Annotated in this window: 20 protein-coding genes, 3 tRNA genes, 1 pseudogene and 1 riboswitch; of the genes and pseudogenes, 5 read left to right on the top strand and 19 right to left on the bottom strand. The window is 61.1% G+C overall.

What is annotated here, in order from left to right:
• Positions 1-50: 50 nt before the first annotated feature.
• The 10 genes from AMC88_RS08265 to AMC88_RS08220 form a co-directional block, all read right to left on the bottom strand.
• A complete protein-coding gene (locus AMC88_RS08265) occupies positions 51-770 on the bottom strand; it encodes a 5' DNA nuclease (RefSeq protein ID WP_012483434.1) in 720 nt (239 codons plus the stop codon).
• 2 nt (positions 771-772) lie between these two features.
• Entirely contained in the window at positions 773-2,077 is a 1,305-nt protein-coding gene (nuoF, locus tag AMC88_RS08260; protein ID WP_012483433.1) for an NADH-quinone oxidoreductase subunit NuoF, read from the bottom strand.
• A gap of 10 nt (positions 2,078-2,087) precedes the next feature.
• Positions 2,088-3,245, bottom strand: a complete 1,158-nt coding sequence (locus AMC88_RS08255) for an NADH-quinone oxidoreductase subunit E (protein ID WP_064825089.1) — start codon at positions 3,243-3,245, stop codon at positions 2,088-2,090.
• 16 nt (positions 3,246-3,261) lie between these two features.
• The gene (locus AMC88_RS08250) at positions 3,262-3,534 is read right to left on the bottom strand and encodes a hypothetical protein (protein WP_010023651.1); all 273 of its coding nucleotides are present in this window, start codon (positions 3,532-3,534) and stop codon (positions 3,262-3,264) included.
• Positions 3,534-4,724, bottom strand: a complete 1,191-nt coding sequence (locus AMC88_RS08245) for an NADH-quinone oxidoreductase subunit D (RefSeq protein ID WP_004680051.1) — start codon at positions 4,722-4,724, stop codon at positions 3,534-3,536. Before AMC88_RS08245 ends, AMC88_RS08250 begins: the two co-directional genes overlap by 1 nt.
• Positions 4,725-4,788: 64 nt before the next feature.
• Positions 4,789-5,391, bottom strand: a complete 603-nt coding sequence (locus tag AMC88_RS08240; protein WP_064825088.1) for an NADH-quinone oxidoreductase subunit C — start codon at positions 5,389-5,391, stop codon at positions 4,789-4,791.
• 18 nt (positions 5,392-5,409) lie between these two features.
• Complete coding sequence (locus AMC88_RS08235) at positions 5,410-5,994, bottom strand: NuoB/complex I 20 kDa subunit family protein (RefSeq protein WP_008521904.1); 585 nt, start codon at positions 5,992-5,994, stop codon at positions 5,410-5,412.
• Positions 5,985-6,350, bottom strand: a complete 366-nt coding sequence (locus AMC88_RS08230) for an NADH-quinone oxidoreductase subunit A (RefSeq protein ID WP_008521906.1) — start codon at positions 6,348-6,350, stop codon at positions 5,985-5,987. Before AMC88_RS08230 ends, AMC88_RS08235 begins: the two co-directional genes overlap by 10 nt.
• 247 nt (positions 6,351-6,597) lie before the next feature.
• A tRNA-Asp gene (locus AMC88_RS08225) sits at positions 6,598-6,674 on the bottom strand.
• A 51-nt stretch (positions 6,675-6,725) separates the two neighbouring features.
• Positions 6,726-6,802 (bottom strand) — tRNA-Asp (locus tag AMC88_RS08220).
• A 415-nt stretch (positions 6,803-7,217) separates the two neighbouring features.
• On the opposite strand from AMC88_RS08220, the gene AMC88_RS08215 reads away from it, so the two are divergent.
• Positions 7,218-7,293: transfer RNA gene (locus tag AMC88_RS08215), tRNA-Val, on the top strand.
• Positions 7,294-7,581: 288 nt separating this feature from the next.
• The gene (locus AMC88_RS34590; RefSeq protein ID WP_080574779.1) at positions 7,582-7,794 is read left to right on the top strand and encodes a hypothetical protein; all 213 of its coding nucleotides are present in this window, start codon (positions 7,582-7,584) and stop codon (positions 7,792-7,794) included.
• A 58-nt stretch (positions 7,795-7,852) separates the two neighbouring features.
• Here AMC88_RS34590 and AMC88_RS08205 read toward each other — a convergent pair.
• Together AMC88_RS08205 and AMC88_RS08200 are read right to left on the bottom strand one after the other, a co-directional pair.
• Positions 7,853-8,400 (bottom strand): annotated as a pseudogene (locus tag AMC88_RS08205) (glutathione peroxidase).
• A gap of 126 nt (positions 8,401-8,526) precedes the next feature.
• Positions 8,527-8,889, bottom strand: a complete 363-nt coding sequence (locus AMC88_RS08200) for a hypothetical protein (protein ID WP_037118522.1) — start codon at positions 8,887-8,889, stop codon at positions 8,527-8,529.
• 163 nt (positions 8,890-9,052) lie between these two features.
• On the opposite strand from AMC88_RS08200, the gene AMC88_RS08195 reads away from it, so the two are divergent.
• Positions 9,053-9,658, top strand: coding sequence for a class I SAM-dependent methyltransferase (locus AMC88_RS08195; protein WP_004680026.1), 606 nt, complete (start codon positions 9,053-9,055; stop codon positions 9,656-9,658).
• A 25-nt stretch (positions 9,659-9,683) separates the two neighbouring features.
• On the opposite strand, the gene AMC88_RS08190 is transcribed toward AMC88_RS08195, so the two are convergent.
• Positions 9,684-10,085, bottom strand: a complete 402-nt coding sequence (locus AMC88_RS08190) for a (R)-mandelonitrile lyase (RefSeq protein ID WP_004680024.1) — start codon at positions 10,083-10,085, stop codon at positions 9,684-9,686.
• Positions 10,086-10,323: 238 nt separating this feature from the next.
• Here AMC88_RS08190 and AMC88_RS08185 point away from each other — a divergent pair, with 238 nt between their 5' ends.
• A complete protein-coding gene (locus AMC88_RS08185) occupies positions 10,324-11,310 on the top strand; it encodes an aldo/keto reductase (RefSeq protein ID WP_064825087.1) in 987 nt (328 codons plus the stop codon).
• Between the two features lie 434 nt (positions 11,311-11,744).
• On the opposite strand, the gene AMC88_RS08180 is transcribed toward AMC88_RS08185, so the two are convergent.
• The 6 genes from AMC88_RS08180 to clpP all read right to left on the bottom strand — a co-directional run bounded on the left by AMC88_RS08180 (position 11,745) and on the right by clpP (position 20,846).
• Positions 11,745-13,943 (bottom strand): esterase-like activity of phytase family protein, encoded by a 2,199-nt coding sequence (locus tag AMC88_RS08180; RefSeq protein WP_037118538.1) that lies wholly within the window; start codon positions 13,941-13,943, stop codon positions 11,745-11,747.
• A gap of 97 nt (positions 13,944-14,040) precedes the next feature.
• Positions 14,041-14,949: a DMT family transporter gene (locus AMC88_RS08175; protein ID WP_425351992.1), complete on the bottom strand. Its 909-nt coding sequence runs from the start codon at positions 14,947-14,949 to the stop codon at positions 14,041-14,043.
• Between the two features lie 83 nt (positions 14,950-15,032).
• Positions 15,033-15,185: riboswitch (FMN riboswitch) on the bottom strand.
• Positions 15,186-15,340: 155 nt separating this feature from the next.
• The gene (gene hupB, locus AMC88_RS08170) at positions 15,341-15,616 is read right to left on the bottom strand and encodes a DNA-binding protein HupB (RefSeq protein WP_003547346.1); all 276 of its coding nucleotides are present in this window, start codon (positions 15,614-15,616) and stop codon (positions 15,341-15,343) included.
• 206 nt (positions 15,617-15,822) lie between these two features.
• Positions 15,823-18,240, bottom strand: a complete 2,418-nt coding sequence (gene lon, locus AMC88_RS08165; protein WP_012483419.1) for an endopeptidase La — start codon at positions 18,238-18,240, stop codon at positions 15,823-15,825.
• Positions 18,241-18,638: 398 nt separating this feature from the next.
• Positions 18,639-19,916 carry an ATP-dependent Clp protease ATP-binding subunit ClpX gene (gene clpX, locus AMC88_RS08160; protein ID WP_004680013.1) on the bottom strand — a complete coding sequence of 426 codons (1,278 nt, stop codon included), beginning with the start codon at positions 19,914-19,916 and terminating at the stop codon, positions 18,639-18,641.
• Positions 19,917-20,216: 300 nt separating this feature from the next.
• A complete protein-coding gene (clpP, locus tag AMC88_RS08155) occupies positions 20,217-20,846 on the bottom strand; it encodes an ATP-dependent Clp endopeptidase proteolytic subunit ClpP (RefSeq protein WP_003573944.1) in 630 nt (209 codons plus the stop codon).
• Positions 20,847-21,245: 399 nt separating this feature from the next.
• Here clpP and AMC88_RS08150 point away from each other — a divergent pair, with 399 nt between their 5' ends.
• Complete coding sequence (locus AMC88_RS08150) at positions 21,246-22,499, top strand: sensor domain-containing diguanylate cyclase (protein ID WP_037118513.1); 1,254 nt, start codon at positions 21,246-21,248, stop codon at positions 22,497-22,499.
• Positions 22,500-22,549 lie beyond the last annotated feature (50 nt).

Here is a 22,549-nt window from a genome sequence, read left to right as displayed (position 1 = left end):
CCCTGCGCCGATCTGCCCTTCTTTCCGGCCGATTGATCCGGCCGGACATTTCATTTCCTTCTGCGGCCCCGCCCTGCCAGAATTTTCGCCTGGCCGGTCCAGTCGTCGCGGCCGATGCGGCCGTTGAAACCGAGCTCGGCGTCAAGCCGGGCGATGTCCTCGTCGCTCCAGCCGGCGATCTCGGCAAAGCTGCGAACGCCCTTGGCGTTCAGCACCTGCTCCAGCTTCGGGCCGATACCGGCGATCAGCTTGAGATCATCGGCCTTCGCAGCCCGCGCCGCCGGTTTTGCCTTCACGACCGGTTTTGGCTGGCTTGCCGGCGCCGGCTCGCTCGCCTGGATCGGCGCGCTTGCCTGGATCGGCGCGCTGGCGGGCTTGACCACCGTCAGTCTCGGCCCGGACTTCTTCTCGGCAGTCGGCTTCTCCGCAACGGGCTTGGTGAAAGCCTTGACCGTCGGGCGGATATTTTCCGGCCGGATATCGACTTCCGGTGCCGGTTCCTCCGGCGGCGTGTCGTCGAGAGCGGCAGCAAGCTTGCCGGTCGTTTCCAGAGCGCTCTGGAAGGCTCCGAAAAAGGCGCCCGCCATCTGCGTCGAGAAACCGAAGCCGATCGCCGTTGCTGCGGCAAAGGCTGCGGCGGGATGCGCCATCAACGGATGCACCGGCATCGCCTGTGCGTTTTCCAGCATCTCGGCAGCAAGACGGCCGAAGCCGGCCGCGAAATCGGCAGTCTCTTCCTTCTTCCCAATCTTGGATGCCTTGTCCGTCATGATTATTCAGCCGCCTCCAGAACAGCGCCGTGATCGAGCGCGCTGGCCGTATACTGGTCGATGCGCTTTTCGATCTCGGGGCGGAAGTTACGGATCAGACCCTGCACCGGCCATGCGGCTGCGTCGCCGAGCGCGCAGATGGTGTGGCCTTCGATCTGCTTGGTCACCTGGAACAGCATGTCGATTTCGCGCTTCTGGGCATTGCCCTTGGCCATCCGTTCCATCACCCGCCACATCCAGCCGGTGCCTTCGCGGCAGGGCGTGCACTGGCCGCAGCTCTCGTGCTTGAAGAAGGCGGAGATGCGGGCGATCGCCTTGATGACGTCGGTGGACTTGTCCATGACGATCGCAGCGGCCGTTCCGAAGGAGGAGCCGACGCCGCGCAGGCCGTCGAAATCCATCGGGCAGTCGATGATGTCCTTGGCCGGAACGATCGGGCAGGATGCGCCGCCCGGAATGACGGCGAGCAGATTGTCCCAGCCGCCGCGGATGCCGCCGGCATGGCGGTCGACCAGTTCGCGGAAGGTGATGCCCATTTCCTCTTCGACGGTGCACGGCTTGTTGACGTGGCCGGAGAGCATGAACAGCTTGGTCCCGACATTGTTCGGACGGCCGATAGAGGAAAACCAGCCGGCGCCGCGGCGCAGGATCGTCGGCGCCACAGCGATCGACTCGACATTATTAACCGTCGTCGGGCAGCCGTAGAGGCCCATATTGGCCGGGAACGGCGGCTTCAGGCGCGGCTGGCCCTTCTTGCCTTCGAGGCTTTCGAGCAGTGCGGTTTCCTCGCCGCAGATATAGGCGCCGGCGCCGTGATGGACGTAGATGTCCATGTCCCAGCCGAGCTTGTTGTTCTTGCCGAGCAGGCCGTAGTCATAACATTCGTCGATCGCCGCCTGCAGCGCTTCGCGCTCGCGGATATATTCGCCGCGCACATAGATGTAGGCGGCATTGGCGCCCATGGCGAAACTGGCGACGACGCAGCCTTCGATCAGCGTATGCGGATCGTGGCGCATGATGTCGCGGTCCTTGCAGGTGCCGGGCTCGGATTCGTCGGCATTGACAACGAGATAATGTGGGCGGCCGTCACTTTCCTTCGGCATGAAGGACCATTTGAGACCGGTGGGGAAACCGGCGCCGCCGCGGCCGCGCAGGCCCGAGGCCTTCATCTCGTTGATGATCCAGTCACGGCCTTTTTCGAGGATCTGCTTGGTGCCGTCCCAGTGGCCGCGGCTCATCGCGCCCTTCAGGGACTTGTCCTTGAGGCCGTAGATATTGGTAAAGATGCGGTCTTTATCTTGTAACATGCTTCACCTCTTACCGCGGCTTCTTGCCGAAGACCTTGATATATTCCGCTTCGCCGCCCTTGGCGAGCGCCTTGGCCTGCTTGACCCAGTCGTCGCGCTCGATGCGGCCGCGGAAGTTCAGGTAGCCGTCGACCCATTCGCGTTCGGCCTTCTTCCAGCTTGCGACCTGCGCGAAGGTGAAGATGCCGATTTCGTTCAGCGTCGCCTCGATCTTCGGACCGACGCCAGAGATCATCTTCAGATCATCCGGGGCGGCGGGCTTTTCGATGCCGGCCGGGCGGTTCTTGTCGGCCAGGCTGGGCTTCGCCGCCGCGGCTTCGGCCTTGACGGCCGGGGCCGGCTCGGCAGCCGCGGTGCCGGAAACCGGCTGTTCCTGAGCTGCCTTGGCGTTCTTCGCCGCAGCCTTCGGCGCCGTTGCCGGCGTCTTCAGAGCCGCATTGGTCTCGGCATCAGTGCTCTTCGGGCGGGCGGCCTCGGAGGGCGGAACCGGAGCAGCGTCAACCGGAGCCGATACGCTTTCGGCATCAGCCTTCTTGGCGCGTGTCCTTGCCTTCGGCTCATCCGTCGTCAGCGAGGTCGGGCCTCCTTCCGGCGCCGAGAATATGCGGTCGATCTGGGTGCCCGGCTTGATGCTCGCGCCATTGCCGGCGGCGAAGGTATCGATGATCTCTTCGAGACGCGCGGGCGTCAGATCCTCATAGGTGTCCTTGCCGATCATCACCATCGGGGCGTTGACGCAGGCGCCAAGACATTCGACCTCTTCCCACGACAGCGTGCCTTCGGCATTGCGCTCGAAGGGATGGGCATGGATCTTGCTCTTGCAGACCGACATCAGCGCTTCCGAACCGCGCAGCATGCAGGGCGTGGTGCCGCAGACCTGGACATGGGCCCGCGTGCCGACGGGATGCAGCTGGAACTGCGTATAGAAGGTCGCGACCTCGAGCACTCTGATATAGGCCATGTCGAGCATGTCGGCGATCTTTTCGATCGCCGCGCGCGTGACCCAGCCGTCCTGTTCCTGCGCTCGCATCAGCAGCGGAATGACCGCCGACTGCTGGCGGCCGGCGGGGTATTTCTGGATCGTCTTGTCCGCCCAGACCGCATTTTCATCGCTGAAAGCGAATGCGGCAGGCTGAAATTGATCTTCGGCTAATCGACGAACGGACATTCTTCCTCACGCCTTGTCAGTTTAGGGTTCCACACCGCGAAGCGGTCAAAGACTGCATTTCGCAGGCATAGGCCGACTGGTCTTTCTGCATAAATACGACGAATTTGCTGCCATTCGGGATGGCAGCCTTGATCTGATAGCCCTTGGACAAAAGCTCGCCCATGGACGCTTGCGCCGCCGGCGGCGTCACTTCCTTGTGGCCCAACGGCGTGCCGAGGGTGTCGGCCTCCTGAGCCGAAACCCCGGATGCCGCAAGAAGGAGAGCGACGGCAAACGGCAGACGCTGCATCAGCGGTCTACCTCGCCGAAGACGATGTCGAGCGAGCCGAGCACGGCTGCGACGTCGGCAAGCTGGTGGCCGCGGCACATAAAGTCCATCGCCTGCAGATGCGCGTAACCGGGGGCGCGGATCTTGCAGCGATACGGCTTGTTGGAGCCATCGGAGACGAGATAGACGCCGAATTCGCCCTTCGGCGCTTCGACGGCGGCGTACACTTCGCCGGCCGGCACGTGATAGCCTTCGGTATAAAGCTTGAAGTGGTGAATCAGCGCTTCCATCGAGCGCTTCATCTCGCCGCGCTTCGGCGGCACGACCTTGCCGTCGATCGACGAGAAAGGACCGGTCTTGGCATCCGACAGCAGGCGATTGACGCACTGCTTCATGATACGCACCGATTGGCGCATCTCGATCATGCGGATCAGGTAGCGGTCGTAGTTGTCGCCGTTCTTGCCGATCGGAATGTCGAATTCGAGATCGGAATAACATTCGTAAGGCTGGGCGCGACGCAGATCCCAGGCAGCGCCCGAACCGCGCACCATGACGCCAGAGAAGCCCCAGGCCCAGCAATCTTCCAGCGAGACGACGCCGATATCGACGTTGCGCTGCTTGAAGATGCGGTTGCCGGTCAACAGGTTGTCGATGTCGTCGAGCGCCTTGAGGAAAGGATCGCACCAGTCGCCGATATCCTGCACGAGCTTTTCCGGCAGGTCCTGGTGGACGCCGCCGGGACGAACGTAGGCGGCATGCATGCGCGAACCGCTGGCGCGTTCATAGAACACCATCAGCTTTTCACGCTCCTCGAAGCCCCAGAGCGGCGGCGTCAGCGCGCCGACGTCCATCGCCTGCGTCGTGACGTTCAGGAGATGCGACAGGATGCGGCCAATTTCCGAATAAAGCACGCGGATCAGCTGGCCGCGGATCGGGATCTCGATGCCAAGCAGCCTTTCGACGGCCAGCGCATAAGCATGCTCCTGGTTCATCGGCGCGACGTAATCGAGACGATCGAAATAGGGCACGGCCTGAAGATAGGTTTTGGTCTCGATCAGCTTCTCGGTGCCGCGGTGTAAGAGGCCGATATGCGGATCGACCCGCTCCACAATTTCGCCGTCAAGCTCCAGGACAAGACGAAGAACGCCGTGCGCCGCCGGATGCTGTGGTCCGAAATTGATGTTGAAGTTGCGGACGTTATGTTCTGTCATGGCGATGGGCTCGCGTTCTCAGATAACCGGTGCGTGGCGGCAAAAGCCGCCATCCGCCTTGAATTTATTGCTTCGCTTTTTCATCACCGGGGAGAACATATTCTGTTCCCTCCCAAGGCGACATGAAGTCGAAGTTGCGGAATTCCTGTTTAAGCTCGACCGGCTCGTATACGACGCGCTTTGCAGCATCGTCGTAACGGACTTCGACGAAACCTGTCGTCGGAAAGTCCTTGCGCAACGGATGGCCTTCGAAGCCATAGTCGGTCAGGATGCGGCGCAGATCAGGATGGCCGGTGAAGAGAACGCCGTACATGTCCCACGTTTCGCGTTCGAACCAGTCAGCACCCGGATAGACGGCGCAAGCGGACGGAACGGGCGTATCTTCGTCGGTTGCGACCTTGACGCGGATGCGCAGATTCGTCTTCGGCGACAGCAGGTGATAGACGACATCGAAGCGCAGCTCGCGCTGCGGCCAGTCGACACCGCAAATATCGATCAGGTTGACGAAACCGCATTTGGCGTCGTCACGCAGGAAGGTCAGAAGCGGGATCAGGTTTTCACCCGTCGCCGTCAGCGTCAGCTCGCCATACTTCAGCTGCGATGCGGCGATCAGGTTGCCGCGCGCTTCGCCAAGATAGGACGCAAGCTCAGTCAGGGCTTCACTCATATGCCTTGTCCTTAACCCTTAGCGTTCGATCGTGCCGGTGCGTCGGATCTTCTTCTGCAGCAGAAGCACGCCATAGAGCAGCGCTTCCGCCGTGGGGGGACAGCCCGGCACGTAGATGTCGATCGGCACGACGCGGTCGCAGCCGCGCACCACGGAATAGGAATAGTGATAGTAGCCACCGCCATTGGCGCAGGAGCCCATCGAGATGACGTAGCGCGGCTCGGGCATCTGGTCGTAGACCTTGCGCAGAGCGGGCGCCATCTTGTTGGTCAGCGTGCCGGCGACGATCATCACGTCGGACTGGCGCGGTGAGGCGCGCGGCGCAAAACCGAAACGCTCGACGTCATAACGCGGCATCGACAGCTGCATCATTTCGACAGCGCAGCAGGCAAGGCCGAAGGTCATCCACATCAGCGAGCCGGTGCGAGCCCAGTTGATCAGCTCGTCGGTCGAGGTGACGAGGAAACCCTTGTCGGCGAGCTCGTTGTTGATCTCGCCAAAGAATGCGTCATTGCTGCCGATCGGCTTGCCGGTCGAGGGATCGATGATCCCCTTCGGCTGCTGGGCGACGAGCGGCTGATTGCTTACAGGGGTCACTCCCATTCCAGGGCTCCCTTTTTCCATTCATAGATAAAGCCGATGGTCAGCACGAGGAGGAAGACCATCATGGACCAGAAGCCGAACCAGCCGATGGCGCCGAAGGAAACGGCCCAGGGGAAGAGGAAGGCGACTTCGAGATCGAAGATGATAAAGAGGATCGAAACGAGATAGAAGCGGATGTCGAACTTCATGCGGGCATCGTCGAAAGCGTTGAAGCCGCATTCGTAAGCCGAGAGCTTTTCCGAATCGGGCGCTTTGAAAGCCACGGCGAACGGCGCAATGAGCAGCGCCAGGCCGATGACAAGCGCGATACCAATGAAGATAGCGATCGGAATATAGGAACTGAGCAGTTCAGTCATCATGTTCATCCTTGCTTGCCGGAGGCGCCAGGCGGCGCATTTGGGCAATTGCCCGGCAAGCGAACGTGCGTTGCAACAAGCCGTGGTTAGCGCAGCCGAAGCCCCGGCGCAAGACTTTTACAGAGGCAATTCGACGCGTCGCGCGCGGACATTATCAAGCAGATGCAACGATGTCGCGACAAATCCGCAGAAGCTGATTCAAGCTGCATGCCTGACCCCTGGAAACTGCATGGCTTTCGGAAGAGAATGGCGCGAGTGACGGGGCTCGAACCCGCGACCTCCGGCGTGACAGGCCGGCACTCTAACCGACTGAGCTACACCCGCGCATAATGGACGGAAGAACCGGACGGCGGCGATTTGACGCCTCTTTTGAAATGGCGCGAGTGACGGGGCTCGAACCCGCGACCTCCGGCGTGACAGGCCGGCACTCTAACCGACTGAGCTACACCCGCACTTCATTTCAAGCAATCCGGATGCCTTCGCACCCTCACCAAAAACGGCTGCCCGTTTCGATGAGCGGCTAACTACGGGGTTCGCCTTTTAGTGTCAAGCAGGTTTGGAGACAAAACCATGACAGTCGTTGAATTGTTTCGGCAAAGACCATGCGGAGAGAATGAAAAGCCGGCAATTCCGTTTGCCGCTGCGGCACCGACTGCCCGATCGAAGCCGACAACACGATCGAAGCCGACATGCCCGCCGCCTTCCCTCCCCTTTATCCACAGCCCCGCCGCTCCCAACCGGCGCCGCGAAGAGAGGGACTGCCGCCAAAAAAATCAAAAAATCTTCACAAACACTCTTGCGGTTTTGCCTCGATCCGCATAGATCACGGCCACCAACGCGGCAGGCCGATCCGGCTTCGCAAGCGATGGGCGATTAGCTCAGTTGGTAGAGCGCCTCGTTTACACCGAGGATGTCGGGAGTTCGAGTCTCTCATCGCCCACCATTTTTTCTCCTGTTAGCGTCAAATACCCAAGTGATATCGCCGGCTTGCAGACCGGCGCTCGGCGCTCCTTCGTACCCATATGCGTATTCGGGAGAAATTTCGGCGCAGCAAGGCGCGACGTCCGGCAGATTCGGATGCGCTCGCCGTCTGAGACCTCCACCAAAACGGACTACTCCCACTGCCGCGCCACCTCCGATTGGGCGAATGGATGCGGGGCAGCAAAAGTGGGAATATTCGGCGCCCGGGAAGTCTCCGCGCTTGAAGGTTTCTCACGCCTGGAGGGGTGTCATGAGAACTCTCTGCTCCGTATTGACGCTGTGCATCGCGATTGCCGTTGGCGCGCCAAGTCCCACCTATGTCAACCTGCCTGGCTATGCATTCAAGACGAAGCCGAACTGCCAGCGCCACAAACCAAAGACGCAATTTGACGCGAGGTGCGACTGGCCGAGATTGGGCTTCAAGGACTTCACGCCGCCGCTTGTGACCATGCTTGGGATCTGAAGACGCTCAGCGCCTTCGCAAATCATTGCACCCCGATAGGCCTGGCAGCCGGAGGCATTCATCCCTTCGCCAGTTCCTTGTCCACGGCCGAAACCAGGCGCGAATCATCCGCCGTCACGTAGGCGCGAATCGGGCGGCCACCTTGCCGTCGCGGCCGATCAGGAATTTTTCGAAGTTCCAGAGAACATCGTCCTCGTCACCGGCTGCTATGCCGTGGGATTTCAAGCGCTCGCGCATCGGGCCGTCGCCGGTCGTCTTCACGCCAGATTTGGTCAGCTGCCGGTAAAGCGGGTGCTGGGCCTCGCCCTTCACCGAAATCTTCGAGAAGATCGGGAAGGTGACATCGTAAGTGCTGGTGCAGAAATCGAGGATCTCGGCGTCGGTGCCGGGCTCCTGGCCCTTGAAGTCGTTGGCGGGGAAAGCGGCGACGACGAAGCCGCGCTCGCGCTTTTCGCCGTAAAGTTTTTCAAGCCCCTCATATTGCGGCGTGAGCCCGCATTTCGAGGCGACGTTGACGATCAACAGCACCCTGCCCTTGTATTCGCTGAGCGCGGTTTCACGACCATCCACAGTCTTGACCGGGATATCCAGCACATTGCCCGTCACGGGAACCTCCAATTTCATAAGGATAATCCGGCGAGCTTAGCGATATCGCCGCCAATGTCATCAGGCGCGAGATCAACTCGGCGTCAGCGTCCCCGGTGTCGCCCCTTGGTAACACCGGGGCAGCCGTCAGGCCGGCGAGGTTTCCCTTACGTCATCGAGCAGGAAATGGACGATGAGATAATCCGTCTTGTAGTGGCGGCCGCTGTCCGAGACCGATTCGATGCTGCCGCCATCCTTCGGATGCCAGGGATGGTAGTGCGGGTTGGTGGTGATGAGCGTGATGGCCTTGCCGGCGAATTGTCCCTCGCCCAGCCGGAAGCGCATCTCGGCGAGCGGCCAGATTCGCTCGTAATCTTCCATGGCGATGCGCGCTTTCAGCGCCTTCCTGTGCAGCGGCGCTTCGCCGCCGGGCTCGTCGGACGATTCCAGCATCACTTCCTCCGCATCGGCAATGATGGCATTGAACTCTTCAGGCCACATCCGTCTCATGAAATCGCTCCTCCCAGGGCTCTTTCGCCAGTTCACAGTCGAAACTTAACGCTTTGTGGGAAAGAAGCAAATTCTTGTCATGCCGTTGTCATCCGCAGCGGCTGCTCCTACCTTCCTTTCAACCGCATAAGGGCCGCCAGCCGCCCCAATCCCGAGATCAGAAATGAAGACACGTGAAGAAAGGCAGGCGCTCAGGGCCAGCATGCCGCGCACGCCGCTCAGCGCCCACCACATGGAAAACGCCCGGCTGCTGCCGGATCGCGGCGAGCTGCTCTATCGCATCCCGAACGGCGGCATCGGCGTCGAAGTGGGGGCAGCCTTCGGCGATTATACGGCGGAGATCTTGGAAAAGAATCGCCCGGCGCAACTCTACCTGATCGATCCCTGGTCGATGGACCGCTACAGCTCCGGCCTCGATTCGATCCACACGCAGTTCGCGGCCGAGATCGCAGCCGGACGGCTGCATCTGATGCAGGGCACCTCGCTCGAAAAGCTGGCCGAGTTCGAGGACGATTTTCTCGACTGGGCCTATATCGATACCGACCATTCCTTCGAGCTCACCTGGCAGGAGCTGCTGCTCTGTGAAAAGAAGGTGAAGCGGACGGGGCGCATTGCCGGTCACGATTTCTGCACCGGCAATACGGTCAAGCCGATCGTCTATGGGGTCGTCGAGGCGGTGACCAAATTCTGCAAGGACTACGGCTGGCAATTCGAATTCCTGACGGTCGAATCACACGCGCATTTTTCCTATTGCCTGAAGCGGCTCTGATCGGCCCGCGGCTTGCTGGAAAGGCTCACGCCTTGCCGGCATACTGCTCGTCACTGACATGCTCCATCCAGTCGACATGTCTGCCGTCCAACGCTTCATGAATGGCGATATGGGTCATTGCCGTGTCCGGTGAAGCACCGTGCCAATGTTTCTCGCCGGGCGCGAACCAGACAGTGTCGCCGGCGCGGATTTCGCGGATTTCCTCGCCCCAGCTCTGGGCAAGCCCCTTGCCCGAGGTGATGATCAGCGTCTGGCCGAGCGGATGGGTATGCCAGGCCGTGCGGGCGCCGGGTTCGAAGGTGACGGAGGTCGCCCGCACCCGGGCGGGCGCCGGCGGCTCGATCAGCGGGTCCTGGCGGACGGCGCCGGTGAAATAATCGGCCGGCGGTTTCATCGAGGGGCGGGAGCCGGCGGGTTTGATCTCCATAGTCTTTTCTTTCCATCCATTGCGGTTGAAGCCTTATAACCTGACGATATTTCATCGAGGCGACCGATCAAGCCCGGATCGGCAATTGCCGCATAACCGCCCGGCTGATAGGCCAACATCTTTCATCACTTAAAGCGCGTCGCATTGAGCGACGCGCTTTAGTTCCTTGTTTTTACGCATGTCGTTATCCCGGAACCGCTGCACACTTCCGGGCAACATGCTTTGGGAGAATTTCGTCATGAAACACCATGCTTTCGGCCGCATGCCCTTCACCGTCACCAATGTCGGCTTCGGCGCCTGGCAGATCGGCGGCTCCTGGGGCGATATCAGCGAGGCCGACGGACGCGCGGCGCTGAGTGCCGCGCTCGATGCCGGCATGACCTTCATCGATACAGCCGACGTCTATGGCGACGGCCGCTCGGAAAAAATCATTGCCGACGTGCTGAAGACGCGTGGCGGCGAGCGCCCGATGGTCGCCACCAAGGCGGGCCGCCGCCTCAATCCACATGTCGCCGAAGGTTATACCAAGGCAAACCTCGAAGGTTTCATCGACCGTAGCCTCAAGAACCTTGCCGTCGACAGCCTCGACCTCGTGCAGCTGCACTGCCCGCCGCGTGAGGTGTTCTATCAGCCCGAGGTCTTCGATAGTCTCGACGCGCTGCAGAAGGCCGGCAAGATCAAGGGCTATGGCGTCAGCGTCGAAAAGGTCGAAGACGGGCTGAAGGCGATCGAATATCCCGGCGTCGTTAGCATCCAGATCATCTACAATATCTTCCGCCAGCGCCCCGACCACCTGTTCTTTGCCGAAGCACGCCGCAAAAACGTGGCGGTCATCGCCCGCGTGCCGCTCGCAAGCGGTCTGCTCTCCGGCAAGATCAGCCGCGAGACGCATTTTGCCAGCGACGACCACCGCAATTTCAACCGCCACGGCGAAGCCTTCGATGTCGGCGAGACCTTTGCCGGCGTGCCCTTCGAGATTGGCCTGCAGGCGGTGGAAGAGGTGCGCAAGCTGGTGCCTGCCGGCGCCACCATGGCGGCCTTCGCGCTGCGCTGGATTCTGATGAGCGACGCCGTCACCGTCGTGATCCCCGGCGCCCGCAACGGCGAACAGGCGCGAGCCAACGCGGCCGCCGCCGATCTGGCGCCGCTTGCGGCCGATGTCATGGCGGCGACACGCGAGATCTATGCGCGGCTGATCGCGCCGCATGTGCATCAGCGCTGGTAGGGCTGGAGCTTTCTTTGTGAGGGCTGCGGGAAGCATCGGTGAACGCCCTTGTTGAAGGCAGCCCCTCTCCTCCATGCGCGGCCTTGAGCCGAGCATGGACCCGCACGCGTGAGAGGCCGCAGCATGGATCCTCGGCTCAAGGCCGAGGATGACGGAGTGTGGGGAAGCGTCCATGCCAAACTCCAACTTCACGGCACCCGCAAGCTGTTGAAATTGCTACAACATCTCGCCTCCTGCCAGTCGCGTCCCACCAATCTCCGTCATGCTCGGGCTTGACCCAAGCATCCATGCCGAAGCCCTCTGCTTTGCAAACGTTCTTCAGTCGGATGCCTTCGCCTTCCGGCTGCGAATGCGGACACCCCGTGGATCCTCTGCATCAAGAAAGAGAGGCCGGGCTTTCGCCCGGCCTCTCTTTTTATCCCGTCTATCACAATTCAGTTCGTGGCGCTGAGATCAACCGGGAAGAACAGCGTCTCGCCGGAGGAATCGCTGACGCCGTCATTGTCGGTGACGGCGTAGGGCTTGCCTGAAGCGTCGAAGGTGAAGCCTTCGAGCTTGTCGAGCACGTAGCCGTTGGTCGCGCTCTTGAGTTCGCCGAGGAAGTCGTGGGCTTCGGTCTTCTTGACGACCGGCAGTTCGCCGCCGAGCTTGGCGGGCTTCAGTTCCGAGATCGCCACCTTGTAGAGCTTCTTCAGCTTGGTGGCATCGCCGACGAGGTTGTCGCGCTCGATGATGTAGACGCTGTCGCCCTGAGCCGAGATTTCGGAGAGGCCGACCCAGCCGCTTTCCGTCTTGTCGAGCGGATAGCGCACGGCACCCCATTCCTTCTTCTTCGGATTGTAGGAAACGAGCTTGACGAAGCCCTTCTCGTCGTCAGCCCACTCGCGCTGGACCGCCATCCAGAGCGTAGCGTCGTCGCCGGTGCCGATAATGGTGACACCTTCGAAACCGAAGCGAATTTCGTTGGCGGCGAATTCCCTAGGCAGGGCGATCTCAGCCTTGATGTCGCCCTTGGCATTGACGTTGTAGAGGGCGTGCGGGACTAGGCGCTCGCTGTAGCCTTCCGAGGCCAGCCAGAAGGAACCGTCGGCGGCGACCGCGATGCCTTCGAGGTCGAGCTTCTGGGCCGGAGCGCCGTCACGCTTGACGACGAGCGCATCGGTGATGACCGCCGGCTTCTTGCCGGCATCGATCGTATAGATCGTCGGCTGCGAGCCGAGAACGCTGTCGCTGACGGCATAGAGCATGCCCGGCTTGCCGGGAACGGCGGCGAGGCCGGAAAGGGCCGCAAAGCCGATCGGATTGCCGTCCTTATCGGCGGAGACGATCTGCGGATAGGTCTTCTCGCCTTCCGCACGCTCGTAGATCATCACATGCGAGCGCGCGCCGCCATCCTTGCCGAGGTCGAGCTCGTTGGCGGTGGCAAAGAGATTGCGCTCAGGAATAGCTACCCCGCCTTCCGGCGAAATGCCCGACGGCAGCAGTTGCACGAGCTCAGGATCGGCGCCGGTATCCTTGTAGACGCCGACGACCGAGGCGCGCTCGGCGAGCAGGAAGAAATATTGGTCGTCGCCGAACTTGGCGGCTTCGAGGCCTTCCGGCTCGACGCCCTTCGATCCCGACCGGCTTTCCGGATAATGGCCGATATGGGCGACGGCGCGTTCGAAGGATGCACCCGATTCGTAGAGAAGCTTGCCCGTCTTGTCGAAGATGGTGAAGCCGCGTGAGCCGCCCTGGTAATCACCTTCATTGGCAACGACGAGGCGGTTGTCGTCCAGCCACTTCACCGCATCCGGCTCGCGCAGCACGCCCTTGGATTCGCCGGTAAATTTCAGCGCGCCGTCACGCTTGGTGTCGATGCCGGAAAGATCGACGCTGCCGGCAGAGAAATGCGTTTTTACGTGAGCCGAATTGGCGTCGATGATGACGATCTCGTTGTTTTCCTGCAGCGTCAGGGCGATCTCGTTCAGGCCGTTGAAGGCGACGAATTCCGGCTCCGTGTCCTCAGGGCCAACGCCGGCGAGGCCGGTCAGCGCCACGTGCTTGATGGTGCCGCAATCGACCGTGCCGTTCTTGACGTGGAAGACGACGAGGTCGCCGGCCGGCATCTGCGGGATCTTGCCGTCATTGACGTCTTCGTCACGCTCGTTTTCGATGGCGATGGCGCCGAGCGTCCTGTCCTTGTTGAGAGCGATCGAATCCGGCTGGCCGCCAAGGTCGCAGGTGTTCTCAATCTTCTTCGTCGCCACGTCGACGATCGCCAGACGGCCCGATGGCTTCGCCTTGCTCTCGGAGGTATTGACGGCGACGAGCGCCTTGCCGGCGCTCGAGGTGACCGATGTCGGCTCGCCGTCCATCATCAGCGCGCCGCCTGATTTCGGCGCCTTGGCGTCGGTGATGTCGATGAAGCCGATCGCGCCGAGCGGGCTGTCGCTGTAGATCAGCGTCTTGCCGTCGTCGGTCGCGGTGATGATTTCGGCCGATGTCGGCGTGAGCTTATCCTTGTCAGCAGGCAGGTTCTGCGCGACCGGGTAAGAGGCGATACGGTTGAAAACCGGTTCGGCCGCGGCCGGGAAGGCAACGGATGCGAGAAGCACGGCAGCAAGCGCTGCCTTGCGCGATGAAAATGTCATGACATCCCCCAAGTGTGTCGAACATTCGAAACAAGGATTTTTTGCGGGAGCGGCATGACAGAGGCATGACAGAAGCGGCATTTTGTACCTGACAAATTCAGGCGAGTTTCCGCTCCTTGCGCATCTCGTTGCGCATGATGAAGAGCGAAGCGGAAAGGATGAGGGCGGCTCCGAGCCAAAGATAACCGGCCGGCGCATAGCCGAAGAACAGCCAGCCGGCGAGCACATTCAGCGGCAGCTTCAGATCGTCGAAGGGCTGCACATAGGCGGCGTCGGCGCTGGCATAGGCAAGTGTCAGCAGATATTGCGCCACAACCGTCAGGAGGCCTGCCAGAAGGAAGAGAGCAAGCGTCGCGCCCATCGGCACGGCAAAGCCCGCCGCAAGCGCCAGTCCGCCGTTGATCGGCGTCAGCAGCACCAGCAGCCAGACGGTGATCGTCTCCGGCTTCTCAATGCCGGTCAGGCTCTTGGTGATCAGTGAAGAGGCGCCCCAGAGCAGAGCGGAGAGCACGGGCAGCAAGGCTGCCCAGGTGAAGCTGTCGGACCATGGCTGCAGGATGATCATCGCTCCGGCAAAGCCGACAGCGGTTGCCGCCCAACGGGCGCCGCCGACGCGCTCGCCGAGAAACAGGCGGGCGCCGAGGATGATGAAGAAAGGCGAGGTCATGACCAGCGCAATCGCTTGCCAGATCGGCACCGCGGCAAGGCTGGAAACCCATGCCTCGACGCCGAGTGCGGCAAGGACCACGCGCACGACATGCCGCCAGGGATAGTTGGTGCGCATCGATGAGAGGCCGGCCTTGCGCAGGAAGGGCAAGGAGAAAAGGAAGGCGAAGGCATATTGCCAGAAGGCTGCCGAGGCCGGGGGAAAGGCGAGCTTCATGGTCAGCCACTGGGTGACGACGTTGAGGAGCGAAAAGGCCACGCCTCCAAGCACCATGAAGGTTGCGCCGGCAAGGGCGCGGGATTGCGAGACTGCAAAGGAATTCTGATTCATGTCTTTCATCCGAAACCAGGACCAACACAAATCAGGACGCAACGAGCGACAGCACGCTGACGCTGGCAGTCCCCTGCCCCGCACGCGGCCATGCTCATCCTCTTCCATCCGGACTTTGACCGTCGGCTCCGGAATCGCACCGGATCTGCTGACCCCTCCCAAGCGTCGGCTTGGGAAAGCGCTCGCGGGCTCGGGCCGCAACCCTTACCGCCGGTGGGGAGTTTCACCCCGCCCTGAGAACAGAAATGTCGTAGATCAAAGGCCGGAAGGCGGCAAGGGCCACTCACGCAAAAGGCCCGGCGAAGCAAAAGGCTCGCAAAGCAAAAGGGGTCCGGCAATGCCGAACCCCTTCCAAATCCTGCGCAGCCGGTCTCGTTTACGGCTGGCGGATAATCTCAGATCAGCCGTTGACGGCGTCCTTCAGGCCCTTGCCGGGCGTGAACTTCGGCACGTTGCGAGCCGGAATGTCGACTTCAGCGCCGGTGGACGGGTTGCGGCCCTTCGATGCTGCGCGATGAGAAACGGTGAAGCTGCCGAACCCTGCGAGGCGGATGTCGCCCTTGTTCTTGAGTTCAGCCTGGACAACGTCGAAAACCGCGTCGACAGCGGAAGCCGCGTCAGACTTCGTCAGTCCTGCCTTTTCGGCCACTGCGGACACGAGTTCATTCTTGTTCATGTTTCCACCCCTTTCTAAATGGTATGAAACGACTCAAATGTAAGCTAGGCGCAGAATAGGTTTCATCAGGCCCGCCGGGAACCCAAAAGCCCTGCAAATCAAGGAAAAGCAAGCGTCTCCATGACGTTTTCACAAAAAAGGCTGGCGTTTCCGCCAGCCTTTTGGCGTCTTTTGCGCCAAATGGGCATAAATGTGGCAAGCGCCACTCAATGCGCTATGGTTGCGCCCGTGTCATCAAGGCCTTCGACCGATGTGATCACAGGCGTTTCCACCGTGCCGTCCCACTCGATCGGCTCGGGCCGGCGGATCAGCGCATGCTTGATCACCTCGCCCATGCGGGAGACCGGAATGATCTCCATGCTGTTCTTCACGTTGTCAGGAATCTCCGCCAGGTCCTTGGCGTTTTCCTCCGGAATCAGCACCTTCTTGATGCCGCCGCGAAGCGCTGCGAGCAGCTTTTCCTTGAGACCGCCGATCGGCAACACACGGCCGCGAAGGGTGATTTCACCGGTCATGGCCACGTGTTTATTGACCGGAATGCCGGTCATGATCGAAACGATGGCGGTCGCCATGGCGACACCGGCCGAGGGGCCATCCTTCGGCGTCGCGCCTTCCGGCACGTGCACGTGGATGTCGTTCTTTTCGAACATCGGCGGCTCGATGCCGAAATCGACGGCGCGCGAGCGGACATAGGAGGCCGCTGCCGAGATCGATTCCTTCATCACGTCCTTCAGATTGCCGGTGACCGTCATGCGGCCCTTGCCCGGCATCATCACGCCTTCGATGGTCAGCAGTTCGCCGCCGACTTCCGTCCAGGCCAGGCCGGTGACGACGCCGACCTGATCCTCGCCCTCGGCTTCGCCGTGGCGGAAGCGGGGGACGCCCAGGTAATCGGCGATGTTGGCGGCCGTCACGTGAACGGACTTCGTCTTGCCCTTGATGATCTCGGTGACCGCCTTGCGGGCGAGCTTCATCAATTCGCGTTCGAAGCTGCGGACACCGGCTTCACGGGTATACTGCTGGCTGATCGCCATCAGGGCGTCGTCGCTGACCGAGAATTCCTCCGGCTGCAATGCATGTTCCTTGATGGCCTTCGGCAGCAGGTGCCGCTTGGCGATCTCGCGCTTTTCATCCTCGGTGTAGCCGGCGATACGGATGATTTCCATGCGGTCCATCAGCGGCGCCGGAATGTTCAGCGTGTTCGCCGTCGTGATGAACATCACGTCGGACAGGTCGTATTCGACTTCCAGGTAATGGTCCATGAAGGTCGAGTTCTGCGCCGGATCGAGCACCTCGAGCAAGGCCGAAGACGGATCACCGCGATAGTCCTGGCCGAGCTTGTCGATCTCGTCGAGCAGGAAGAGCGGGTTGGACTTCTTGGCCTTCTTCATCGACTGGATGACCTTGCCGGGCATCGAGCCGATATAGGTGCGGCGGTGACCGCGGATTTCGGCTTCGTCGCGAACGCCGCCAAGCGCCATGCGGACATACTCACGGCCGGTCGCCTTGGCGATCGACTGGGCGAGCGAGGTCTTGCCGACACCAGGAGGGCCGACGAGGCACAGGATCGGGCCCTTGATCTTGGTGGCGCGGGCCTGCACGGCCAGATATTCGACGATGCGCTCCTTGACCTTGTCGAGACCGAAGTGATCGGCTTCGAGGATCTTTTCGGCATTGTTGAGATCGGCCTTGATCTTCGACTTCTTGCCCCACGGAATGCCGAGCAGCCAGTCCAGATAGTTGCGCACGACGGTGGCTTCGGCCGACATCGGGCTCATCTGACGCAGCTTCTTCAGCTCCGCATCGGCCTTTTCACGGGCCTCCTTGGACAGTTTGGTCTTGGCGATGCGCTCTTCCAGTTCGCTCATCTCGTCGCGGCCTTCCTCGCCGTCGCCGAGCTCCTTCTGGATCGCCTTCATCTGCTCATTGAGGTAATATTCGCGCTGGGTCTTTTCCATCTGGCGCTTGACGCGCGAGCGGATGCGCTTTTCGACCTGCAGGACCGAGATCTCGCCTTCCATGAAGCCGAGAGCCTTTTCGAGACGCTGCTTGACGCTGGTGGTTTCCAGCATCTCCTGCTTCTCGGTGATCTTGATCGACAGGTGCGATGCGACCGTATCGGCGAGCTTGGAATAGTCGTCGATCTGGCTGGCAGCGCCGACCACTTCGGGGGAAATCTTCTTGTTGAGCTTCACATAGCTCTCGAATTCGGAAACGACCGAGCGCGACAAAGCTTCCAGCTCGACCGGATCGTCGTGGGGCTCCTCGAGCACATGGCCGAGCGCCTCGTAGAAATCCTCGCGGCTGGTATAGGTATCGATCTCGGCGCGCGCGCGGCCTTCGACGAGAACCTTGACGGTGCCGTCGGGCAGCTTCAGGAGCTGCAGCACATTGGCCACCGTGCCGACATTGTGAATCGCCGAAGGGTCCGGATCATCGTCGCTGGCGTTGATCTGCGTCACCAGCATGATCTGTTTGTCCGAGCCCATGACCTCTTCGAGCGCACGGATCGATTTTTCCCGTCCGACGAACAGCGGCACGATCATATGCGGGAACACCACGATGTCGCGCAAAGGCAAAACAGGGTAGGCAGTGCTGCTCGCTACAGACGTTTTCTTCGTCATTTTTTTGTCCTTTCCATCGTCCCGTTACCGGGCTCTCTGCACGGCCGCTTGGGACCGGCCGGCTCTCACTTGGCTCTACAAGTGGAGGTTCTCACTACGCTTTTCAAGCCACGCTAACGCCCGCGTTCCCCGGATGTGACAGCTTTATTACAACGGAACGCCAACACTATGAAGCCCGTGGCTGGACCGGCGCTTACCACTTCCGACCAGGCTAAAATACAACGCCAGCAACAGGCTTACGAGATCATCGCATCATTGCCAAGCATGACCCTTGCACAACATCGGCAAAGGCATATCCGGTCCCCACCGCAAATACTAACAGCGCCTCGCATGGTTTTTCAAATAGAAAGGGGCCTGCCAATGGCAAGCCCCCAAAAGAATCGTGCGAAAGTCCAAGGTCACGCCGACGCGTTGGCCTTTTCTTCCTGGCGATCGGCATAGATGTAAAGCGGACGGGCCGAACCGCGCACCACTTCCTCGGAGATGACGACCTCGCGCACGCCTTCCAGCGTCGGCAGTTCGAACATCGTGTCGAGCAGGATCTTCTCCATGATCGAGCGAAGACCGCGGGCGCCGGTCTTGCGCACGATCGCCTTGCGGGCGATTTCGCGCAGCGCGTCCTCGTGGAAGGTCAGTTCGACGTCTTCCATCTCGAACAGGCGCTGGTACTGCTTGATCAGCGCGTTCTTCGGCTCGGACAGGATCTGGATCAGCGCATCCTCGTCGAGATCCTCGAGCGTCGCCAGAACCGGCAGACGGCCGATGAATTCCGGGATGAGGCCGAACTTGACCAGATCTTCTGGCTCCAGTTCGCGCAGGACTTCGCCGACCCGGCGATCGTCCTGGGCCTTGACGGTCGCACCGAAGCCGATCGAGGTCTTCTCGCCGCGGGCGGAGATGATCTTGTCGAGGCCGGCGAAAGCGCCGCCGCAGATGAACAGGATGTTCGTCGTGTCGACCTGCAGGAATTCCTGCTGCGGGTGCTTGCGGCCGCCCTGCGGCGGGACGGAAGCGACCGTGCCTTCCATGATCTTCAGAAGCGCCTGCTGCACGCCCTCGCCCGAGACGTCGCGGGTGATCGACGGATTGTCGGACTTGCGCGAAATCTTGTCGACTTCGTCGATGTAGACGATGCCGCGCTGGGCGCGCTCGACATTGTAGTCAGCCGCCTGCAAGAGCTTGAGGATGATGTTTTCGACGTCCTCACCGACATAGCCGGCTTCGGTCAGCGTCGTCGCATCGGCCATGGTGAAGGGAACGTCGATGATGCGGGCGAGCGTCTGGGCAAGATAGGTCTTGCCGCAGCCGGTCGGGCCGACAAGCATGATGTTCGACTTCGCCAGCTCGACTTCGCCGTTCTTGGAGGCGTGCGCCAGGCGCTTGTAATGGTTGTGAACGGCGACCGACAGGATCTTCTTTGCCTGGCGCTGGCCGATGACATATTCGTCGAGGACCTTGATGATGTCCTGGGGCGTCGGAACGCCGTCGCGGGACTTGACCATCGAGGACTTGTTTTCCTCGCGGATGATGTCCATGCACAATTCGACGCATTCATCGCAGATGAAGACGGTCGGTCCGGCAATCAGTTTCCGGACTTCGTGCTGGCTCTTTCCGCAGAACGAACAATAGAGGGTATTCTTGCTGTCGCCGCCGTTGCTGCCGCTGACCTTGCTCATATCATTTTCCTTCCAGCACGCCGCATTTCAAGGCGAAATCGCGGTCCACTCTATCAGCTCCTGGCGGCACTCCGTTTCCGGAGCCTTTGCCGAGAAGGGCTTCAGGGGCTACGAACCGGTCCCAATCAACCATGTCCAGGTTCCGGCGGCAACGAATCCCCTTCGAATGCCAAATGCTATGTCATAAAAATTCAACATAGCATTAAAGCTACTATTAGCGTCTTCGCCGCCAGATGAAAGCCTTGTTCGATCACAAATGAGATAGAACTGTGGCGGCAAAAACACCATCCCAATTAATTACTAGGCCTGCTCGCCTTCCATCTCGAGGCGCGACGTCAGAACCTTGTCGATCACGCCCCAGCCCTGGGCCTCGTCCGCATCCATGAAATGGTCACGATCGAGGGTCTTTTCAACTTCCTCATAGGTGCGGCCGGTGTGCTTGACATAGACCTCGTTCAGGCGGCGCTTCATCTTGAGGATGTCGCGGGCGTGGCGCTCGATGTCCGAGGCCTGGCCCTGGAAGCCGCCCGAGGGCTGGTGCACCATGATGCGGGAATTCGGCGTGGCGAAGCGCATGTCCTTGTGGCCGGCTGCCAGCAGCAGCGATCCCATGGACGCGGCCTGGCCGATGCAGAGCGTCGAAACCGCCGGCTTGATGAACTGCATCGTATCGTAAATCGCCATGCCGGCGGTGACGACGCCACCGGGCGAATTGATGTAGAGGGCGATTTCCTTCTTCGGGTTTTCGGCCTCGAGGAAGAGCAGCTGGGCGCAGACGAGCGTCGCCATGTGATCCTCGACGGCGCCGGTCAGGAAGATGATGCGTTCCTTCAACAGGCGGGAATAGATGTCGTAGGAGCGTTCACCGCGGTTGGTCTGTTCCACGACCATCGGCACGAGGGCCATTGCGGTATCAACTGGGTTTCTCATGTGCGTCCTTTGTCAACGTCATGCCGGCGGCCGCCGGGAATCAAAGAAAATGCCATATCCCTACATAGAGTGTCCCTGCCCTCCTCTTCAAGACACGCATGAGGATAACGTTAAGAAGGCGGAGCAAGGCGGCCGAGCTTTTGGCGTGGGCAGCCTCTTTCTCGCAAATGTCTGATCACCGCGAGCCCCCGGCGGCATCTCCCCCGGCTTTTCTCCATGACAGGATGAAGGAAAGCTTACTCCATCCGGCAGCGCTCACATACGTTTACCCAACGGAAAGCCTACCGTCAGATACCGGCTGGAATTCATGCCGCAATGCAACAGCATTAAGGAAGTGGCGAGCTTCCTCAGCAAGGATGCGGCCCAACAGACAAGGTCGACGGGCAAGGGGTTGCTGCCGTGTTCAATATCGCTACAGGTCTCGCCATCTGGTGTTCGGAGGCCATGACTCTCGCTCTGGTGCTTTTCGTCGCCTGGCGCCACAACGTCCGGAACGAAGCCTACCTCTATTGGGGCCTTGGCTTTCTTCTGACCGGCATCGGCTTTGCGATGATCGCGCTGCGCGGCCAGGTCCCCAGCCTGGTGTCCGTTGAGATCGGCAATGCCATCGCGCTGCTCGGCCAGAGCGCCTGGGTGGCAGGTTTTCTCGCGCTCGATCGCAAGAAGATCGAATGGTGGGCGCTGCTGCCGCCGGCAATCTGGCTGGCCGGGGTATTCCTGCCCTGGGTCAACACCGATTATTCAAACCGCGTCGTGCTCTACAATCTCGCTTCGGCGACCGGCGCCACCGCATTGGCGATGGCGGTCGCCGCCGGCGACATGCGCCGTGAGCGCACCCGCATCAAGCTGATGGGCGTGTTCGTCATGCAGGGCTGCCTGTGTTTCGGCTCGGCGCTGACAATGGCGGTGACGCTGCCGAGCGATATCGATGCCACCAATCTCGGCGGCGTCTCGGCCTTGGCAAGCGCTTTTCTGCTCACCATCGCCTTCGCGCTCACCTGCCGGCTGGTCATGGAACGCTCCGAACGGCATCTGCGTACAATGACGCTGACCGATTCCCTGACCGGCGTGCTCAACCGCCGCGGCCTGCTCGGCTATTTCGAGCCCAGCCAGGAGAGAGCCCATGGCGAACAGCGGCAGGTCGCGGTGATCCTTTTCGACCTCGACCATTTCAAGCGCGTCAACGACCGCTTCGGCCACCAGGCCGGCGACGCGGTGCTCATCGCCTTTGCGCGCATGGCCCGGCAGTATATTCCTGGCAACATCTTCGGCCGCATGGGCGGCGAGGAATTCGCCGCCTTTGCCGCCGTCGCGGACCAGATGGAAGCCGAGGCGATCGCCGAAGCGATCCGCACCGAATTCTGCCGCCTTCCCGTCGCCACCGGCGAAGCGATCGTTCCGGTCACGGTCAGCATCGGCATTGCGCTCGCCTCCTCGATCGATGCCAATATCGACAAGCTGATTTCGGCCGCCGACCGGGCGCTCTATGCCGCCAAGGCTGCCGGCCGCAACTGCACGGTCACCTTCGGCGAAACGGAATCGGCGGCCCCGGCGCCGGCCACGCCCAGCGCCACTGCCGGCGAACTCGTGCCGACGGTCGATGATCAGGTCGAGGCGCTGCGGCGCATGGGCACGCTGTCGCGGGCCGGCTAGCCGCAGCATGAAAACCGAATCAATCCCCGCGCTTAGACTCCGATCTTAAA

It is taken from the genome of Rhizobium phaseoli, assembly GCF_001664385.1.
Classification (GTDB): domain Bacteria; phylum Pseudomonadota; class Alphaproteobacteria; order Rhizobiales; family Rhizobiaceae; genus Rhizobium; species Rhizobium phaseoli.
Note: the sequence above shows the minus strand (reverse complement) of the source record. Positions and strands in the feature narration are given on the sequence as shown.

Bases quoted from the DNA above. Each gene is read 5' to 3' on its own strand.
- AMC88_RS08265 (WP_012483434.1), bottom strand. From the start codon at position 770: ATGACGGACAAGGCATCCAAGATTGGGAAGAAGGAAGAGACTGCCGAT.
- nuoF (WP_012483433.1), bottom strand. From the start codon at position 2,077: ATGTTACAAGATAAAGACCGCATCTTTACCAATATCTACGGCCTCAAG.
- AMC88_RS08255 (WP_064825089.1), bottom strand. From the start codon at position 3,245: ATGTCCGTTCGTCGATTAGCCGAAGATCAATTTCAGCCTGCCGCATTC.
- AMC88_RS08250 (WP_010023651.1), bottom strand. From the start codon at position 3,534: ATGCAGCGTCTGCCGTTTGCCGTCGCTCTCCTTCTTGCGGCATCCGGG.
- AMC88_RS08245 (WP_004680051.1), bottom strand. From the start codon at position 4,724: ATGACAGAACATAACGTCCGCAACTTCAACATCAATTTCGGACCACAG.
- AMC88_RS08240 (WP_064825088.1), bottom strand. From the start codon at position 5,391: ATGAGTGAAGCCCTGACTGAGCTTGCGTCCTATCTTGGCGAAGCGCGC.
- AMC88_RS08235 (WP_008521904.1), bottom strand. From the start codon at position 5,994: ATGGGAGTGACCCCTGTAAGCAATCAGCCGCTCGTCGCCCAGCAGCCG.
- AMC88_RS08230 (WP_008521906.1), bottom strand. From the start codon at position 6,350: ATGACTGAACTGCTCAGTTCCTATATTCCGATCGCTATCTTCATTGGT.
- AMC88_RS34590 (WP_080574779.1), top strand. From the start codon at position 7,582: ATGAGAACTCTCTGCTCCGTATTGACGCTGTGCATCGCGATTGCCGTT.
- AMC88_RS08200 (WP_037118522.1), bottom strand. From the start codon at position 8,889: ATGAGACGGATGTGGCCTGAAGAGTTCAATGCCATCATTGCCGATGCG.
- AMC88_RS08195 (WP_004680026.1), top strand. From the start codon at position 9,053: ATGAAGACACGTGAAGAAAGGCAGGCGCTCAGGGCCAGCATGCCGCGC.
- AMC88_RS08190 (WP_004680024.1), bottom strand. From the start codon at position 10,085: ATGGAGATCAAACCCGCCGGCTCCCGCCCCTCGATGAAACCGCCGGCC.
- AMC88_RS08185 (WP_064825087.1), top strand. From the start codon at position 10,324: ATGAAACACCATGCTTTCGGCCGCATGCCCTTCACCGTCACCAATGTC.
- AMC88_RS08180 (WP_037118538.1), bottom strand. From the start codon at position 13,943: ATGACATTTTCATCGCGCAAGGCAGCGCTTGCTGCCGTGCTTCTCGCA.
- AMC88_RS08175 (WP_425351992.1), bottom strand. From the start codon at position 14,949: ATGAAAGACATGAATCAGAATTCCTTTGCAGTCTCGCAATCCCGCGCC.
- hupB (WP_003547346.1), bottom strand. From the start codon at position 15,616: ATGAACAAGAATGAACTCGTGTCCGCAGTGGCCGAAAAGGCAGGACTG.
- lon (WP_012483419.1), bottom strand. From the start codon at position 18,240: ATGACGAAGAAAACGTCTGTAGCGAGCAGCACTGCCTACCCTGTTTTG.
- clpX (WP_004680013.1), bottom strand. From the start codon at position 19,916: ATGAGCAAGGTCAGCGGCAGCAACGGCGGCGACAGCAAGAATACCCTC.
- clpP (WP_003573944.1), bottom strand. From the start codon at position 20,846: ATGAGAAACCCAGTTGATACCGCAATGGCCCTCGTGCCGATGGTCGTG.